We start from the raw sequence: 17,389 nt of genomic DNA, 5'->3' as shown, positions 1-17,389 counted from the left end.
ACTCACCCTCGCGCTCTGGTCAGCCTGGCCAGCCGGAACAGGGTGACCTTGATCAAGAGCTTGATTCTCGGCACCCAGGCATACGCAAGCAGCGTTCGCAGCGCCAGCTTCGTGTCTATGCGGCACAGGGCATCGAAGACATCCGCAGGGATCATGCTAGTGACCTTACCTGTCGGTTTCATGAAATCGAGGTTGCCCGTCCACGGCAGCATGGCTGCCAGTTCGTTCTCGCTGAGTTCGCCGCGCTCGATGCAAGCGAGGTAGCGCGCTTTCACCGCCTCCACCGAGTTGACCCGCTGCACCGCCTCCACCACCGGGGCACTGGGCCGGGGCTGGGCAATGCTGGCCAGCAGCTGGTCCACGCTGGCCACCTTCAGGCTGTCCGCGGGTGAGTAGCCCTGGATCGGCGCCACCAGGCCCACGCAACGCCGGCCTTTGAGCAACTGCTCGGCGAACGCCGTGCCACCGGGTATCGGGTAGCTGTCCAGGTAGAAGTCGGCTTTTTCCGCAAAGGCCAGGTAGGCTTTGTACGGCAGATGGCGGCGGATGAAGAAACGCCTGGGGTAGCGCAACTTCACTGTCCACCACCAGGTGTTGGTCAGGGGATTGGCACCGATGATCCAGCACTCGGCATTGGGGAAGCGCTGGAGAATCGCCGTGATCGACGGGCGCATGTCCAGGCCGCCGTGGGGCTTGTACTTGGCCGCCGAGGCAGCGCTGAACACCTTGATGCGCTGATGAGTGGGCACGGCATCCGTCACTTTGGCGCCGCTGGTCTCGATCGGGATAGCCAGGAAGCTCTTCTGGCAGGTGAGGTGCTTTTTCTTGTCCAGGTGGTGCCCGTAGGCGCTGATCTCGAAATACACATCGGCCACCGACGCGCCAAAGCTGAACACGTGGTCGGCGTGATTGACGAAGTACACCGTCAGCGCGGCACCACGCTGCTGCTTCAGCAGGCCACAGGCTACGGTGGTGATGATGTCGTCCGGATGAATGTGCAGCACCACCTTGTCGTACTGCGACAGGGTGTCGACGATGGACTGCAGGCGGGCGCACGGGTCATCGCCGCGCGCCACCTCGATATGGGCGAAATAGCCTGCCAGGCGTTCGAGCACCTGGGGCTTGGCGCTGCGCGCGACCAGCAGGTCGACAGGCCCCTCGTGCATGTGCGCCAGGCGCTCCATCAACCGGGTGTGCCCGCCTTGCATATAAGGTTCGCTGACCACATGCAGGCAGCCGCGCGATACCCCGCAGGCAGCCGGCAGCGTGACCTGGTTGGCGCAGCGAGCCACCAGCTGGCGCTCCAGGGCAGCGGCGTCGTAGATACCCAGGTCCACCGCCCAGAGCAATGCCCCATAAACCTGTGCCTGCACCAATGCCTGCGCAGCTTCAGCGCCAAGGATGCGTCCATGTAACTGTTCGATGACGTCCTTCATCTTTACTCAGCTCCGCGCCGTATCGCCAACAATAATGTGCAAACGACGGAATACCGAGAAATACATGACGATTCCGTACAACATGTAGTTTGCCGCGTAAGCAAGGGTAACTTTTTCATACCCCCACAGCTGGGTGAAATAGACAGTCAGTGCATACAGCGAAAGTGTCGAGAGAATCTCGGTGACCAGATACAAGCGGGTAAGCGCCTTACCGAGCATCAGGTAGGCCATCAGCCAACTGACTACTTTCAGGCTGTCTCCGACCATCTGCCATGCGAACAGTTCACGCATGGGCAGAAATGACTCCGAGAACAGCACATGGATGATGAAGTCCCTGAGCAGGTAGATAACCAGGCCGGCAGCAACAGTCAGGGGCAGGATGAGCTTGTACCCTTGGAGGATTTCCCGACGCAATTCACCTGCATCGGAAAGCTCCGAGAGCCTGGGCAGGTAATAGACCGCAAGTGTCGTGGTGATCAACATGAGATAGGCCGTGCTCAAACGCCACATGGCCTCCCAGTAACCTGCATGATCCCAGCCGAACTCCGTTCCCAGGTAGTCCCGAATGAACACATGACATACGGGCAGCGAGCACGCCGTCACCACGGCCATGAGGGCAAACTTTGCAAGCCGGGACAGGGACTGCCTGTCCAGCGCGCCGATAAAACCGGTAAGGCTGAACCACTGCGTGCGCATGCAGATGACCAAGGTCGCCACGAAGCTCAACGACTGGTACACAGCCAGCGAAACCAGCGCACCGTACAAACCCAGCGTGATGGTCAAGGCACAAGTCACCACCAGCGATATCAGGCTGCCGAGAATGTTGGCAAGCACATAGCGCCGAACATCCTTCTTGCCGTTCAGAATGCCCAGCAGCAACGAGTTGAAAGCAAAAAACACCAGGGTAGAGGCAAACCACACCAATACCGGCGCAAGTGTTTCATCATTGAAAAACCAGCTGGCCAATGGTGCTCGCAGGACCACGATCAGCACGGCCAGCACACACGAAACCAGCAGTGACAACGTCCCGGCAGTTCGCCAGATCCTGTATTGCTCATCTGGACGATCAGCAAACTCCGCCGTGTACTTGGTTACCCCTGTGCTGACAGCGCCGCTGGCCAGTGTGGTGAACATGGTCACGGCATTCTGCAACTGCCCGATCGCCGCGTAACCCGATGGCCCTACATAAAGGGCCAGCACCTTGTTGAGCCCCAGCAATGTCGCCATCTTTACAACAACAGCAATAGCATTCAGCAGGCTGGTCTTGATCAACGTCATGAATTATTGCCCGGACACAGTAAAACTGTTGCAGGCATCGATGACCGTCTGGATGTCCGTGTCGCTCATGGTTGGGTCCACAGGCAGGCTGAGCACCTCATCATGAATCTTCTCAGTCAGCGGCAGGCTCAAACCGTTGTACTGGCGGTAGGCCTGTTGCTTGTGAGGCGGGATCGGGTAGTGAACCAGCGTCTGTACACCCCGCTCGCGAAGGTGTTGCTGCAGTTCGTTTCTGTAGGCCGTCCGTACCACATACAGATGCCACACATGCTGCTCGGCAGCGCTATTCTGCGGCAGGGCGATATGAGTATTGTGAATGCCTGCACGGTAGCACGTGGTGATATGCCGGCGCCGGCTGATTTCGTCATCGAGATACTTGAGCTTCACGTCCAGCATTGCCGCCTGGATCTCGTCCAGGCGGCTGTTCACACCAACGTACAAGTTCTTGTATTTCTCATGGGAACCATAGTTTCTGAGGGCCCGCAGCACTTCCGCCAACTCGGCGTCCGAGGTGGTGATTGCCCCGGCATCGCCGAGCGCGCCCAGGTTCTTGCCTGGATAGAAACTGAAGCCCGAAGCATTCCCCCAGTTGCCTGCCCGCTTGCCATCGATAGAGGCGCCATGGGCCTGGGCCGAGTCTTCGAGCACCAGCAAATCATATTCGGTGGCAATCTCGTTGATCGCCTTCATGTCTGCAATCTGCCCATACAAGTGCACGGGCAGGATGACCCGGGTCTTGTCGGTGATCGCCTGGCGAATGAGGGAGATATCGATATTGAACGTTGCAGGGTCCGGCTCGACGAGCACCGGCTCCAGTCCGCTGGCGGTAATTGCCAGGATGCTCGCAATGTAGGTATTGGCTGGAACGATGACTTCATCACCCTGCTTCACTCGCCCCAGTTGCTTCCAGGCGGTCAAGGTCAAGGTCAGCGCATCCAGGCCGTTTGCCACGCCAACGCAATGAGCGGTACCGCAATAAGCGGCAAAGTTGCTTTCAAAGCGGGCCAGAGCGCTACCGCCGATGTACCAGCCGGAGTCGATGACATCGGCGCATGCCTGCAACAGTTCTTCGCGATACTGTTTATTGACGGCCCTCAGATTCAGGAAATCAACCATGCTCTAGCTCCCTTATTATTTTTGCCGGATTACCCACTACCACGCAGTAATCAGGTACATCCTTGGTCACGACAGCACCGGCACCTACCATGGCATGTCGGCCAATCGTCACGCCCGGGAGCAATGTCGCATTCGCACCGATGCTGCAGCCTTCCTTCAGCACAGTGACTTCGTAAGCTTCGGGGTAGCATTTGGAGCGCGGTACCCTGTCGTTGGTGAATGTAGCATTGGGGCCAATGAAGACATTGTCCTCGATCACCAGCCCTTCCCAGAGATACACACCGCTTTTCACGGTGACGTTGTCCCCGACTACAACCCCTCCCTCGATCAGGGTGTGGGCGCAAATGTTGCAGTTACTGCCAATTCGCGCACCTTTGAGGATGACCGCATATTGCCAGATCCTGGTTTTCTCACCGATGGCATCGGTTTGTACATCGGCCAGGGCATGAATACTAGGCATGGGCGATCAGCCTCTTGAAGTCATCATAACTGCGAATGTAATCGCGTTCATCGTAGGTTTCACTGGCGATGACCATGAGTACACAGTCCTCGCTGAAATCATGCATTTCACGCCAGACCATATTCTTGATCAGCAGGGCTTTCTGTGGTGCGTCAAGCACATGGTCAACCCGACCGGTGCCGTCATCCAGGGTCATGCGGCAACTGCCGGCCAGGCAGATGATCAGTTGCTGGAGATCCCGGTGAGCATGGAAACCGCGGCTGACGCCGGCCTTGGTACCGAAAATGTAGTAGACACGGCGGATGGCGAACGGAATGTTCAGTGCCTTTTCAATGCTGATCAGGCTTCCGCGATCATCACCGATGATCGGAAGGACCATGTCCTCCGCCTGCCCTTTCAGAATCAAGGGTGGCAGGTCAGCTTCGGCAAGGCTTGGCGCTACCGCATCCTTGTCACTGATCAGCAGCCCCTCGACCTGTGGCCACTCGATGGCCAGGTCCGGGTCATCCCAGGCAATGCTGCGTTCATGCTCTTTGGAATAGACATCAGTGGTGCGGTACTGGAACACCGTATCTTCTTCCAGCGCGATGAAACCGTGGGCGAAGCCTTCCGGCACCCACATCATCTTGCGGTTAGCCGCCGATAGCTCCCTGCCTACCCACTGCCCAAAGGTGGGGGAGCCTTTGCGAATATCCACCGCCACATCGAACACCGCACCCTGAACCACACTTACCAACTTGCCCTGGGCAAACGGATAAAGTTGATAGTGCAAGCCGCGCATGACACCCTTTTTGGATAAAGAGCAGTTTTCCTGAACAAAAGAAGGTGGAAGGGTAATACCTTGCGCACTGAGCAGAGCATGGAATTTAGGCTCGCTATAAGACTCATAGAACCAGCCCCTGTCGTCCTCGAAGACGGTTGGTTCAAAAACGACTACGTCCGAGATATTTGTTTCTATGAGCTTCACGCAACCAGCCTCTTGTTAAAATTCATCACTATCGATTCGACTCTTCCGCAGCATGCAGGCTCGGGGAGTGGTAGCTCAGGCGCGCCCCACACGGCGCTCCCTTTCAGCAGAAACCAAGTGGGTAAGTGCGGCCAGGAGTACGCCGAGAATCAACCCCGCGAACACGCCCCCTGCGACAATGAGCAATTTGCGAAGCCGGACCGGGCTATCAGGCACCTCGATGGCACCATCCTGCTGAAATACCTCGATCACCGCCGGGTTCAGCTGCAGGTTGCGGTAGAAGTCGAGCTTCTCCTGAACCTCCCGCAAATCAGCGACGAAGGGGTCGTCGGATTCCCGACCGCGAAGGTTTGCAAGCTCTGCCTCAAGGGCCTGGCTGCCCCGCATGTAGGTCAATGCCCCCCGCATATCGCCGGACACTTCAGCATTCATGCCACTGGCAATGATGGGGGGCTTGCTCAGCTTCACTGCCTTGGCAACTTTCAGCGCCTCTTCCAGGCGGGCGATTTGATCTTCACGCTGCTTGTGCGCCGCCTCCCGTGCGCTGCGGATCTGCTGCTCCAGGTTCTTGACCAGCACCTTGACTTCAGTATCAGCGTCTTCGACCAGTGTCTTTTTAGCAGTGTCACTGGCCATTTCCGAAAAGCGCGTTACCCACTTCACACTCATCTTGGGGTCGTCGCTCAGCGCCCTGATTAAAAAGCGCTCGGCACTATCCCCCGCCACCGGACCAACAGTCAATACCTTGCCAAATTGGTCATAAAGTGCATCTTGAGAGCCTTGGCGGGCGGCCTCTGGCAAATTAGGCAAATAGACCGTGCGAAAGAACTGGCGCCGCAGAGACTCAGACTGCAGGGCGCGCAGGTAAATCGCGTAAACATCCTTGGATGTGAACACTTCGAGGCCACTGCCTTCGGTGCGACCATAGTTCAATTGGGCAATATCATTTTTGGTCGGCGGCAGGATAAAAGACTTGGCTTCGTACATCGGGGTCTTGAGCGAGATATAAACAAGCGCAGCTGCAGTAACTAAAACAATGCACGAGAGGATGAGCAGTTTGCGACTCCACAATACATGCCAAAGTTCGAGAACATCAACTTCGTCATTTTCGACTCCGGGGCTACGTTCATTTCGCATTTGCTCTTGTTTTCCTTAGATCCGACCATTTGCATGAGCCCAATGCCAGCGAGGCCAAGCCTTGTCTGCAGCTGATCCGACGTAGAGACCAGCTGAACCTTAGCGTAGCGGCATTTTGCCCATCCGCCGTAGACCGCACGAAACGTGCCTACAGCTTTAGCACTTATCCAATCTAAGAGGAAGGTACCGTCAACAAAGTTCCACAGCAGCCCGGCTAGCCGACGGCCTGCGGTCCGCTACAGGGGAACCGTGACGTCGACGTCCTTACCGCCGCGCTTGCGTAGCGCTTGGGCCAACGATGCTTTCGCCCGGGACTCTCCGTGCACCAGCACAACCGCCCTGGCGGCTTTTGCACCACCCAGCGCGAAGCTCACCAACCCCTCCTGGTCCGCATGGCCAGAGTAACCCGGCAAGGTTACGACTTTTGCGCGCACCTCATACATCCGTCCATCCAGGTCAATCTGCACAAACCCTTCCGCCCCTTCACTGGCCTGTATCACCGCACCCGGCGTGCCCTTGGCCTGATACCCGACAAACATCACCTCATGCCGCGGGTCCTCCAGCATGGCCTTCAGGTAATTGACGATGCGCCCTCCCGAGCACATACCGTTACCGGCAATCACGATCGCCGGCCGACCGGTGCTTTTCAGGTAATTGACCACCTGCTGGTGGCGGGCATGGGTGTCCACGCTGATCAACTGACTGAAACCCAGCGGGTCGCGCCCTTCGGCAAGGCGTGCTCTGGCCTCGGCATTCCAATAGTCATGCAGTTCCCGATAAACAGCGGTAATGCGCTGGGCCATGGGTGAGTCGAGAATGATGGGCAGCTGCGACCAGTCGAGCGGGTCGCCATCGGGGGCCGGGCCGGCTTTGTTCAGCAGCGCCTTGCGGTGGAGAATGCCTTCGAGCTCATACAGCAACTCCTGGGTGCGGCCGAGACTGAAGGCTGGAATGAGCAGCGTGCCCTGGTCGGCCAGGGCGCGGTCGATGGCCGCTTCCAGCCGCTGCTGGCGGTCGCCGGCAGGCGGGTGCAGACGGTCGCCGTAGGTGCTTTCCAGCACCAGTACATCGGCCCGCTCCGGGGGCTGCACGGGGCGCAGCAAGGGGTTGCCAAAAGCACCCAGGTCACCGGAGAACACATAGCGGGTGTTGGCCTGGTCGCCCTGGACATCGCATTCGACATAGGCCGAACCCAGCAGATGACCGGCGCGCTGCAGGCGAATGCGGCAGGTGGGGCCGGGATGCTCGGCCAAGGTGTGCCACTGCTCGAAAGGCAGGGGCATGATCAGCTCGCGGATAACATCGAGGTACCTCGCCACATGGGCAGGCTCGCTGCTGATGCTCAGTTTGTAGGCATCCTCCAGCACCAGCGGCAGCAGCCGGGCAGACGGCTCGCTGCACAGGATAGGGCCACGGTAGCCGGCAGCCAGCAGGGCCGGGATGCGACCAACGTGGTCGAGGTGCACATGGGTGATGACCAGGGCCAGAATGCCCTGCGCGTCAAAGCCCAGCGGCGCCGATGCTGCGCCTGGCGCCGCCTCGGCGCCCTGCTCCAGGCCGCAGTCGATCAGCAGGCTGCTGGACGGGCCGAGGTGCAGTTGATGGCAGGAGCCGGTGACGCCGCGGGTACCACCGTGATGGGAAAGGACGGGAAAATCCATGCTGCGCACACTCGCCTGGGCCGAAAATGAAGTGCGTTATTACTCCATGACGGCCGGCACAGGCATAGGTGAAACTTTCCCAAGCAGGTGTAGGAAATGTCCTTAGTTACCGCTCAGTGCTGCCTGACGGGCAGAAGCCCTGATCTTGCGCTTGCTCCGCTGCACGCCGTAGGCGCCCAGCAGCGGGCCGACTGCCAGGCCAATGACCAGCGCGGCCAGGACCAGCACCGCGACCGGCATGGCCGGGGCTGCCCAACCGAACAGGACCAACGAGACGGTTTGCTGGTTCTCCAGCACGAAGAACAGCACCACAGCCGCCAACAGCAGCACGAACACCGCCGCCAGGGCGCGCTTGAGGTTACGCATCAGATTGCTCCTTGTGGAATCAGGTGTGAGCCTCATGCTCTTCTTCATTGACCCGGTCGCGCAGTTCTTTGCCGGGCTTGAAATGCGGCACGAACTTGCCTTCGAGGCTGACCGACTGGCCGGTCTTCGGGTTACGACCTACGCGAGGGGCGCGATAGTGCAGCGAGAAGCTGCCAAAACCGCGGATCTCGATACGATCGCCAGTGGCAAGGCATTGTGACATCTGCTCAAGCATGGTCTTGATGGCCAGCTCCACGTCCTTGGACGAGAGCAGCCCCTGATGGGTGACAATACGTTCGATCAGCTCCGACTTCGTCATATTTTTCCCTTCGTTATCAAGCAGCTAGATCATTGCTTAACCAGTTTGTAGCACGCTGGGAGGGATTTGAACAGGGTGGTTCTTGACTTAATAAAAAAATTCAAGATTGAAGTTTTGCAGGAATGGTCTAGCCGGCGATGGGCCGCAAGGCGGCCCCAAATAGCTTAACTGACAGGCATTAGGGCTTGCCCGCGAACACGGGCGAAGCCCGTGCCATCCACTACCCTCCCCTGGGCTCAGGCCAACTGCTGCTGGGTACCCGCCTGGGAAAAGCGCTTGCGCATCGCCAAGGCAGGCTTCTCTACCAACTGCCACGAGACATACCCCGCCAACCAGGACGCCGGCACGGCAGCCAACATCAGCCAGTAAGGCCCGGCCCATGGCATCGCGGCAGCCAACACTTGCTGGAGCGGAAATGCATACAGGTAGATACCGTACGAGTAATCCTGCACAAACGGAGGCAGTTTCACCTGCGGGCAGTAAGCAAAGAACAACGTGCCGTAAAGGGTCAGGATGGCAAAGGTGAACACCTCAAAGCGCCCACCCTTGCTCAGCAAGAACAGCCCGGCACAGGCAAGCAGCAGCCACCACCCATGCGGAATAACCGCCCGACACGAATAGAACGCCGAACCCGCCAGGAAACATACCACCAACTTGAACGGGTACTCCCCATAAGCCGGATGCAGGGTATGCAGCCCCAGCGCAATCACCAGCGCCGCCAGTGTCAGCCCTGCCATTGGCCTGCGACAAACCTTGGCCACCAGCACCAACACCCCCAGCACCAGGTACATGCGCATTTCCAGCGGAATGGTCCACAAACTGCCATTGACCGAAACCCCATGGAAGCGCGGGGTAAAGTTCACCCCAGGCAGCACGAACTGGGCATCCTTGAATATCAGCAGCGGGCTATAAACGTACTTGTAAACCTGGCCTTTCGCGAAATACTCGGCCAGCGGTAACGAGGTAACCACAGGCCCCAGCACAAAGGCCATGAGCAACAGGCACACCAGCAAACCCGGCAAGATCCTCAGTGCACGCGCCAGGTAGAAATCCCGAGCACTATTCCTCTCACCACTGGCAGCGATCAAAAACCCGCTAACCATGAAGAACACTTCAACGCCCAAGCTGTGAACCGGCACCGGCATACCCAGCAGCAGCGCCGGGTCGGTACACCCCAGGCACTCCAGGTAGGACAATGCAAAGGAATGCCCAACCACCACAGCGGTTGCCGCCAGTAACCTGATAATCAGGAAATTGTTATCACGCCCGCGACCTGTCATTACGTCGCCAAACACCAACATCATCCCCCTCCCCCGATATGGTCCATTTCCGGCATAAAAAAAAGGCGACCCAAGGGTCGCCTTTTTTACCGATCAAACAGAACTCAGTTCTGCTTGGCCATTGCTTCGCGCAGCAGCGCAGCCATGGTGGTATCGGCAGCCGCTTCCGGAGCGTTTTTCAGGCTCTGGATGGCTTCGCGCTCTTCAGCATCGTCCTTCGACTTGATGGACAGGCTGATAACGCGGGACTTGCGGTCAACGCTGATGATCTTGGCTTCGATCTCTTCGCCTTCCTTCAGGACGTTACGCGCGTCTTCAACGCGGTCACGGCTGATTTCGGAAGCTTTCAGAGTAGCTTCGATGTCGTCGGCCAGGGTGACGATGGCGCCTTTGGCGTCAACTTCTTTCACGATGCCCTTGACGATAGCGCCCTTGTCATTGACAGCAACGAAGTTGGAGAACGGATCGTCTTCCAGCTGCTTGATGCCCAGGGAGATGCGCTCGCGCTCTGGGTCGACCGACAGGATGACGGTTTCCAGCTCGTCGCCCTTCTTGAAACGACGTACGGCTTCTTCGCCGGTTTCGTTCCAGGAGATGTCGGACAGGTGAACCAGGCCGTCGATGCCGCCGTCCAGGCCGATGAAGATACCGAAGTCGGTGATCGACTTGATGGTACCGGTGATCTTGTCACCCTTGTTGAACTGGCCGGAGAAGTCTTCCCATGGGTTGGACTTGCACTGCTTGATGCCCAGGGAGATACGACGACGCTCTTCGTCGATGTCCAGAACCATGACTTCCACTTCGTCGCCAACCTGAACGACTTTCGACGGGTGGATGTTCTTGTTGGTCCAGTCCATTTCGGAAACGTGTACCAGACCTTCAACGCCTTCTTCCAGCTCAGCGAAGCAGCCGTAGTCGGTCAGGTTGGTAACGCGAGCCTGTACGCGAGTACCTTCTGGGTAACGGGCAGTGATAGCTACCCACGGATCTTCGCCCATCTGCTTCAGACCCAGCGAAACGCGGTTGCGCTCGCGGTCGAACTTCAGAACGCGTACGTCGACTTCGTCGCCAACGTTAACGATTTCCGATGGGTGCTTGATGCGCTTCCAGGCCATGTCGGTGATGTGCAGCAGGCCGTCGATACCGCCCAGGTCCACGAAGGCGCCGTAGTCGGTGAGGTTCTTGACGATACCCTTGACCTGTTGGCCTTCCTGCAGGGTTTCCAGCAGGGCTTCGCGCTCGGCGCTGTTCTCGGCTTCCAGCACGCTGCGACGGGAAACGACAACGTTGTTGCGCTTCTGGTCCAGCTTGATGACCTTGAACTCCAGCTCTTTGCCTTCCAGGTGGGTGGTGTCGCGCACAGGGCGGACATCAACCAGGGAGCCCGGCAGGAACGCACGGATGCCGTTAACGTCGACAGTGAAGCCGCCCTTAACCTTACCGTTGATAACGCCCTTGACCACTTCTTCGGCGGCGAAAGCTGCTTCCAGAACAATCCAGCACTCGGCGCGCTTGGCTTTTTCACGGGACAGCTTGGTTTCGCCAAAGCCGTCTTCGACCGCGTCCAGCGCAACGTGAACTTCGTCACCGACCTTGATGGTCAGCTCGCCAGCTTCGTTGTAGAACTGCTCGAGCGGGATGACGCCCTCGGACTTCAGGCCAGCGTGTACGGTAACCCAGTCGCCGTCGATGTCGACAACGATACCGGTGATGATGGCACCCGGCTGAAGATTGAGGGTTTTCAGGCTTTCTTCAAAGAGTTCTGCAAAGCTTTCGCTCATTTTAATTCCTGTAGATTCGGGCGAAACAGACGCCCATCGCCACATTCCAGACAATGTGGGTTTGTTTTAAGTAAAGGAAAGCCGGCAGGACGTTGACTGGTGCCCCTGCCTGCTCTCCTGGCTATCAGAGAAGGTCGCGCAGCGCGATCTCGCTCCTGATACGTTGCAACACCTGCTCGATGGACAACTCGGTAGAGTCCAACTGAATGGCATCGTCCGCTGGCTTCAGCGGGGCCACTGCACGTTGGGTGTCGCGCTCATCACGCGCACGAATCTCATCCAGCAGACTCGACAGACTAACATCTTCACCCTTGCCCTTCAACTGCAGGTAGCGGCGACGTGCCCGCTCCTCCGCGCTGGCGGTGAGGAAGATTTTCAACGGCGCATCCGGGAACACCACCGTGCCCATGTCGCGGCCGTCGGCGATCAGGCCCGGCGCCTCGCGGAATTCGCGCTGGCGCACCAGCAGCGCATCCCGCACCGCCGGCAGCGAAGCAACCATCGAGGCACCGGCACCGACGGTTTCGGTGCGGATGACATTGCTGACGTCCTCACCCTCGAGGATGATCTGTTGCAGCTTACCGGGCTCGGCGGCGACGAACTGCACATCCAGATGGGCGGCAAGCTTGGTCAGCAGCTCTTCGTTGGTCAGGTCGACGCCGTGGTTGCTGGCGTTGAACGCCAGCAAGCGGTACAGCGCGCCGGAGTCCAGCAACCTCCAGCCCAGCTCGCGAGCCAGCAGCCCGGCGACCGTGCCCTTGCCCGAACCGCTTGGCCCGTCGATGGTGATGACCGGCGCCAGGGCACTCACGACTTGCCCTCTTCCGCCACGCGGATGCCCACTTCGGCGCACAGCGCCAGGAAGTTGGGGAACGAGGTGGCGACGTTGGCGCAGTCGTGGATGCGGATCGGCGCGCTGGCACGCAGCGAGGCAACACTGAAGGCCATGGCGATACGGTGGTCACCGTGGCCGTGCACTTCGCCGCCGCCGAGCTGGCCGCCGTCGATGATGATGCCGTCCGGGGTCGGCTCGCACTTGATGCCCAGGGTGATCAGGCCGTCGGCCATGACCTGGATGCGGTCGGATTCCTTCACCCGCAGCTCTTCGGCACCACGCAGCACGGTACGCCCTTCGGCGCAGGCAGCGGCAACGAACAGTACCGGGAACTCGTCGATGGCCAGTGGCACCAGCTCTTCAGGAATGTCGATACCCTTCAGCCTGGCACCGCGCACACGCAGGTCGGCCACCGGCTCGCCGCCGACTTCCCGCTGGTTTTCCAGGGTGATGTCGCCGCCCATCAGGCGCAGGATGTCGATTACGCCGGTGCGGGTCGGGTTGATGCCAACGTGTTCCAGCACCAGCTCGGAGCCTTCGGCAATGGACGCCGCCACCAGGAAGAACGCCGCCGAGGAGATGTCGGCCGGCACTTCGATACGGGTGGCAGTGAGCTTGCCGCCGGACTGCAGCGAGGCTACCGGGCCATTGCTCTCGACACTGTAGCCGAAGCCGCGCAGCATGCGCTCGGTGTGGTCACGGGTGGGTGCAGGCTCGGTGACGGTGGTCTTGCCTTCGGCGTACAGACCGGCCAGCAGCAGGCAGGATTTGACCTGGGCACTGGCCATCGGCAGCGTGTAGGTCAGCGCCTTGAGCTTGTGGCCACCGCGGATGGTCAACGGCGGGCGGCCTTCAGGGCCGGTCTCGACCACGGCACCCATTTCGCGCAGCGGGTTGGCCACACGGTTCATCGGGCGCTTGGACAGCGAAGCGTCGCCGGTCATGGTCACGTCGAACGGCTGGCCGGCCAGCAGGCCCGACAGCAGGCGCATCGAGGTGCCCGAGTTACCCACGTACAGCGGCCCGGGCGGCGGCTTGAGGCCGTGCAGGCCAACGCCGTGAATGGTCACGCGGCCGTGGTTGGGGCCTTCGATGACCACCCCCATGTCACGGAATGCCTGCAAGGTCGCCAGCGCGTCCTCACCTTCGAGGAAGCCTTCGACCTCGGTGGTACCTTCGGCCAGCGAGCCGAGCATGATCGAGCGGTGGGAAATCGACTTGTCGCCCGGTACGCGGATTCGCCCGGACAGGCGGCCACCGGGTTGGGCCAGGAAAATCAGATCGTTGGCGTTCATAGCGTCCACATAGGCCCGGCGGGCCAGGATTTTACTGAAATGCTCGCGGGCAACGCGTGCGCGGGTGAATACACCCAGCAGCTGGTGCCCGTCCCCTTCTGCGATCGCGTCGCGCAAGGCGTCGAGATCGCTGCGATATGTATCAAGCGTGCGCAGGACAGCGTCGCGGTTGGCGAGAAAGATGTCGTGCCACATGGTCGGGTCGCTGCCAGCGATTCTCGTGAAATCGCGGAAGCCTCCCGCAGCGTACCGGAAGATCTCGAGGTTTTCATTGCGCTTGGCCAGTGAGTCGACCAGGCCGAACGCCAGCAGGTGCGGCAGGTGGCTGGTGGCGGCAAGCACTTCGTCGTGGCGTTCGACCGACATGTGTTCCACATCGGCGTCCAGTGCCCGCCACAGGCGGTCGACCAAGGCCAGGGCGGCCGGGTCGGTTTCGGCCAGCGGGGTGAGAATGACCTTGTGCCGGCGGAACAGGGTAGCGTTGGAGGCCTCTACCCCGCTCTGCTCGGAGCCGGCGATGGGGTGGCCGGGGACGAAGCGCGGCAGGCGGGCACCGAAGACGGCTCGCGCCTCACGGACGACGTTGCCCTTGGCACTGCCGACGTCGGTAATGATGGCAGTACCGAGGTCGAGCCCGGCCAGGCGGGCCAGCACTTTTTCCATGGCCAGGATCGGCACGGCCAACTGGATGACATCGGCACCGACGCAGGCGGCGGCAAGGTCCTCCTCGCAGCGATCGACCACGCCCAGGGCCACGGCCTGCTTGCGCGAGGGGGCGTCCAGGTCGACACCGACCACTTCGCGGCACAGGCCGCTTTCACGCAGGCCCTTGGCGAACGAGCCACCGATCAGGCCGAGGCCGACCACGACCAGGCGGTTGATGATTGGCGCGGGTTTGGTTGTTACTGCATTTACCACTGGTGCGAACCCTGTTCAGAAATCTAGACAGCCTGCGGGGCCCATTGGGGCCGCTGTGCGGCCCTTCGCGGGCACGCCCGCTCCCACAGAGTTCGACATCACGCTGTCACTGTGGGAGCGGGCGTGCCCGCGAAGGGCTGCAAAGCAGCCCCAAAGGCCTTGAATCAAAGCACCGCCTTCGGATACGACCCCAGCACCTTCAGCGCCACAGCCTCCTGGCTGATCTGCTCGAGCACCGCCTTGATAAGCGGGTCGCGGTGGTGGCCGACAAAGTCGATGAAGAACACGTAGGTCCACTTGCCGCTGCGCGACGGGCGGGTCTCGATGCGGGTCAGGTCGATGCCGTTCTGGTGGAACGGTACCAGCAGTTCGTGCAAGGCACCCGGTTTGTTGCTCATCGAAACGATGATCGAGGTCTTGTCGTCGCCGGTCGGCGGCACTTCCTGGTTGCCGATCATCAGGAAGCGCGTGGAGTTGTCCGGGCGGTCTTCGATCTTCTCGGCCAGGCGGGTCAGACCGTACAGGTTGGCCGCCATGTCGCCGGCGATCGCCGCCGAGTTCCACTCGCCCTTGACCCGCTTGGCCGCCTCGGCATTGCTCGACACGGCCACGCGCTCCACGTTCGGGTAGTGCGCGTCCAGCCACTTGCGGCACTGGGCCAGCGACTGGGCGTGGGAATAGATGCGGGTGATGCTGTCGGTCTTGGTGTTCTCGCCCACCAGCAGATGGTGGTGAATACGCAGCTCGACCTCGCCGCAAATCACCATGTCGTGCTCGAGGAAGCTGTCCAGGGTATGGCTGACCGCGCCTTCGGTGGAGTTTTCCACCGGCACCACGCCGAAGTTGACGGCACCGGCCGCCACTTCGCGGAACACTTCGTCGATGGCCGCCATCGGCCGACTGATCACCGCATGGCCGAAGTGCTTCATGGCCGCCGCCTGGGTGAAGGTACCTTCAGGGCCGAGGTAGGCGATTTTCAGCGGCTCTTCCAGGGCCAGGCACGACGACATGATTTCGCGGAACAACCGCGCCATCTCTTCGTTGTCCAGCGGGCCCTTGTTGCGCTCCATCACACGCTTGAGCACGGCAGCTTCACGCTCGGGGCGGTAGAACACCGGCTTTTCGCCTTCCGCCAGCGAGGCGGTCTTGACCTTGGCCACTTCCTGGGCGCAACGGGCGCGCTCGCTGATCAGCTCGAGGATTTTCTCGTCGAGGCTGTCGATGCGAACGCGCAGCGCCTTCAGCTCGTGCTCGGACATCAGCCGTGCTCCTTCTCGAATTCGGCCATGTAGGCCACCAGGGCTTCGACTGCTTCAAGGCCCAGGGCGTTGTAGATGGAGGCGCGCATGCCGCCTACCGAACGGTGGCCCTTGAGGTTGAGCAGGCCACGGGCATCGGCACCGGCGAGGAAGGCCTTGTCCAGGCGCTCGTCAGCCAGGCGGAACGGCACGTTCATCCACGAACGGGCGTTGTGGCTGATCGGGTTGGTGTAGAACTCGCTGCTGTCGATGAAACCGTACAGGCGGTCTTTCTTGGCGCGGTTGCGCTGCTCCATGGCATCGACGCCACCCTGCTCTTTCAGCCACTCGAACACCAGGCCCGAGAGGTACCAGGAGTAGGTGGCCGGGGTGTTGTACATCGAGCCGTTGTCGGCCGAGACCTTGTAGTCGAGCATGGTCGGGCAGCTGCTGCGGGCGCGGCCCAGCAGGTCTTCGCGCACGATCACCACTACCAGGCCGCTTGGGCCGATGTTCTTCTGCGCCCCTGCATAGATCAGGCCGTACTGCGACACGTCGATCGGGCGCGAGAGGATGTCGGAGGACATGTCGACCACCAGTGGTACGTCACCGGTTTCCGGCACCCAGTCGAACTGCAGACCACCAATGGTCTCGTTGGATGCATAGTGCACGTAGGCCGCGTTGCTGGTCAGCTTCCACTCGTTCTGGCCCGGGATGGCCAGGTAGTCGTAGGGCTTGGCGCTGGCGGCGACGTTGACGTTGCCGAAGCGGCGCGCTTCCTCGATGGCCTTTTTCGACCAGATGCCGGTTTCGATGTAGTCGGCGGTGCCATTTTCCGGCAGCAGGTTCAGCGGGATTTCGGCGAACTGCTGGCTGGCGCCGCCCTGCAGGAACAGCACCTTGTAGTTGGAGGGGACGGACAGCAGGTCACGCAGGTCCTGCTCGGCCTTTTCGGCGATGGCCACGTAATCGTCGCTGCGATGGCTCATTTCCATCACCGACAAGCCCTTGCCACGCCAATCCAGCATTTCGGCCTGTGCGCGCTGCAGCACTGCGTCAGGAAGCGCGGCAGGGCCTGCGCAGAAGTTAAAGGCTCGTTTGCTCACATCCACTCTCGCTCTAATAGATCTAAACAGCTAGTTCTGCGGGAACCCTGTGGGAGCGGGCTTGCCCGCGAACCCCGGCGAAGCCGGTGCCATGCATCGCGGCGCCTGATTCGCGGGCTTGCCCGCTCCCACAGGGCCAGGCATTGCCCGGCCTGATCAGTCAAACGGGGCGACCTTGGTCGCCCCGTTCGGGTTT

15 protein-coding genes are annotated in these 17,389 nt (G+C 60.4%); all 15 read right to left on the bottom strand.

What is annotated here, in order from left to right; all coding sequences use genetic code 11:
• Positions 1-2: 2 nt before the first annotated feature.
• The 15 genes from CAF70_RS18730 to serC all read right to left on the bottom strand — a co-directional run bounded on the left by CAF70_RS18730 (position 3) and on the right by serC (position 17,193).
• A complete protein-coding gene (locus CAF70_RS18730; RefSeq protein WP_085626345.1) occupies positions 3-1,436 on the bottom strand; it encodes a hypothetical protein in 1,434 nt (477 codons plus the stop codon).
• Positions 1,437-1,442: 6 nt separating this feature from the next.
• A complete protein-coding gene (locus CAF70_RS18725; protein WP_085626344.1) occupies positions 1,443-2,714 on the bottom strand; it encodes an O-antigen translocase in 1,272 nt (423 codons plus the stop codon).
• Positions 2,715-2,717: 3 nt separating this feature from the next.
• On the bottom strand, positions 2,718-3,830 hold the full coding sequence (locus CAF70_RS18720) for a DegT/DnrJ/EryC1/StrS aminotransferase family protein (protein ID WP_085626343.1): 1,113 nt from the start codon (positions 3,828-3,830) through the stop codon (positions 2,718-2,720).
• A complete protein-coding gene (locus CAF70_RS18715) occupies positions 3,823-4,290 on the bottom strand; it encodes an acyltransferase (RefSeq protein WP_085626342.1) in 468 nt (155 codons plus the stop codon). The genes CAF70_RS18720 and CAF70_RS18715 overlap by 8 nt, the downstream gene beginning before the upstream one ends.
• Positions 4,283-5,257: a dTDP-4-dehydrorhamnose 3,5-epimerase gene (rfbC, locus tag CAF70_RS28210; protein WP_085626341.1), complete on the bottom strand. Its 975-nt coding sequence runs from the start codon at positions 5,255-5,257 to the stop codon at positions 4,283-4,285. The genes CAF70_RS18715 and rfbC overlap by 8 nt, the downstream gene beginning before the upstream one ends.
• A 75-nt stretch (positions 5,258-5,332) precedes the next feature.
• Complete coding sequence (locus CAF70_RS18705) at positions 5,333-6,394, bottom strand: LPS O-antigen chain length determinant protein WzzB (protein ID WP_085626340.1); 1,062 nt, start codon at positions 6,392-6,394, stop codon at positions 5,333-5,335.
• A gap of 236 nt (positions 6,395-6,630) precedes the next feature.
• On the bottom strand, positions 6,631-8,055 hold the full coding sequence (locus CAF70_RS18700; protein WP_085626339.1) for an MBL fold metallo-hydrolase RNA specificity domain-containing protein: 1,425 nt from the start codon (positions 8,053-8,055) through the stop codon (positions 6,631-6,633).
• A 102-nt stretch (positions 8,056-8,157) separates the two neighbouring features.
• Positions 8,158-8,421 carry a lipopolysaccharide assembly protein LapA domain-containing protein gene (locus CAF70_RS18695; RefSeq protein WP_016715026.1) on the bottom strand — a complete coding sequence of 88 codons (264 nt, stop codon included), beginning with the start codon at positions 8,419-8,421 and terminating at the stop codon, positions 8,158-8,160.
• 19 nt (positions 8,422-8,440) lie between these two features.
• Positions 8,441-8,740, bottom strand: a complete 300-nt coding sequence (ihfB, locus tag CAF70_RS18690) for an integration host factor subunit beta (RefSeq protein WP_013971456.1) — start codon at positions 8,738-8,740, stop codon at positions 8,441-8,443.
• 236 nt (positions 8,741-8,976) lie between these two features.
• Positions 8,977-10,044: an acyltransferase gene (locus CAF70_RS18685; protein ID WP_178076401.1), complete on the bottom strand. Its 1,068-nt coding sequence runs from the start codon at positions 10,042-10,044 to the stop codon at positions 8,977-8,979.
• A gap of 80 nt (positions 10,045-10,124) precedes the next feature.
• On the bottom strand, positions 10,125-11,801 hold the full coding sequence (rpsA, locus tag CAF70_RS18680) for a 30S ribosomal protein S1 (RefSeq protein ID WP_003252673.1): 1,677 nt from the start codon (positions 11,799-11,801) through the stop codon (positions 10,125-10,127).
• 124 nt (positions 11,802-11,925) lie between these two features.
• Positions 11,926-12,612 carry a (d)CMP kinase gene (gene cmk / locus CAF70_RS18675; protein ID WP_085626338.1) on the bottom strand — a complete coding sequence of 229 codons (687 nt, stop codon included), beginning with the start codon at positions 12,610-12,612 and terminating at the stop codon, positions 11,926-11,928.
• On the bottom strand, positions 12,609-14,849 hold the full coding sequence (locus tag CAF70_RS18670; RefSeq protein WP_085626337.1) for a bifunctional prephenate dehydrogenase/3-phosphoshikimate 1-carboxyvinyltransferase: 2,241 nt from the start codon (positions 14,847-14,849) through the stop codon (positions 12,609-12,611). Before CAF70_RS18670 ends, cmk begins: the two co-directional genes overlap by 4 nt.
• A 164-nt stretch (positions 14,850-15,013) precedes the next feature.
• Entirely contained in the window at positions 15,014-16,108 is a 1,095-nt protein-coding gene (gene pheA / locus CAF70_RS18665) for a prephenate dehydratase (protein ID WP_013971453.1), read from the bottom strand.
• A complete protein-coding gene (serC, locus tag CAF70_RS18660) occupies positions 16,108-17,193 on the bottom strand; it encodes a 3-phosphoserine/phosphohydroxythreonine transaminase (protein WP_085626381.1) in 1,086 nt (361 codons plus the stop codon). The genes pheA and serC overlap by 1 nt, the downstream gene beginning before the upstream one ends.
• Positions 17,194-17,389: the final 196 nt, after the last annotated feature.

The organism is Pseudomonas sp. B19(2017) (genome assembly GCF_002113165.1).
GTDB lineage: Bacteria > Pseudomonadota > Gammaproteobacteria > Pseudomonadales > Pseudomonadaceae > Aquipseudomonas.
This window is presented reverse-complemented; position numbering and strand designations above follow the sequence as displayed.